The organism is Streptococcus sp. HMSC063B03 (assembly GCF_001836965.1).
Classification (GTDB): domain Bacteria; phylum Bacillota; class Bacilli; order Lactobacillales; family Streptococcaceae; genus Streptococcus; species Streptococcus pneumoniae_F.
In genome coordinates this window covers 42457-43178 of record NZ_KV831054.1, presented here as the reverse complement: position 1 = coordinate 43178, position 722 = coordinate 42457, and the positions used below count along the sequence as shown (strand labels likewise).

2 protein-coding genes are annotated in these 722 nt (G+C 33.7%); both read left to right on the top strand.

The window, feature by feature from the left end; translation table 11 throughout:
• Nucleotides 1-385 (top strand): TipC family immunity protein (locus HMPREF2628_RS07975; RefSeq protein WP_180364285.1); only part of this gene is annotated, 385 nt, incomplete at its 5' end.
• A 4-nt stretch (nucleotides 386-389) separates the two neighbouring features.
• Nucleotides 390-722, top strand: a 333-nt coding sequence (locus tag HMPREF2628_RS10935) for a TipC family immunity protein (RefSeq protein ID WP_180364287.1), incomplete at its 3' end; no start/stop codon positions are given.

Genomic DNA, 722 nt, shown 5'->3' with positions numbered 1-722 from the left:
AACTCATCCTGAAGGTTATAAAGACATAAGTATTGGATTTAACTTTGGTTCAGGTATTAAAGGAATGACGATTCTTTTTGAAAAAAGGATTAATTCGGATATTACCCTATGGTATTCGGCTCACTATAATATAAAAAAGAAAGTCCTTCAAAAGGAGATTGCGATTTTTGAAGAACCAAGGCAACCAGGTCAATATCTAGAGGATGAAGAAAAAATAAGAGAATATCTCAGAAAATATAATATTTCCAAAGAAGAATTAGAGAAGGACTACGACGAAATCATCAACCAGAAAGTCTTGAAAGACTGGTGCTCGATTTATGACAGCAAGTATTCTCCAAGCAACTATGGTGAGGTGAAAGTCGAAACCCAGTGGGAGAATTGGTGATAACATGAAGAAAATCCTAGGCCTAGTATCCTTATTCGTGATAATTGTATTATCCTGTTTCTACTTTTTTATCCATCAACCTAAAAACATTTTTGATGAGATTTATCAGGAGACGGAAAAAACCTATCGGTCAAATAATATTTTAAGAAATATAGATGGGTTTAAAATCAGATCAGGTTGGCCAAGTGATGATCCCAATATATCCTATACTCCTTTTGGAAAGTATGAAACTCTACCCAAAGGATATAGTGATATAACCATTAACCTTAATTTTGGAGAAGGGATAAAGGGGGTGTTGATTCTTTTTGAAAGAAAGACTAATTCGAATATTACCCTA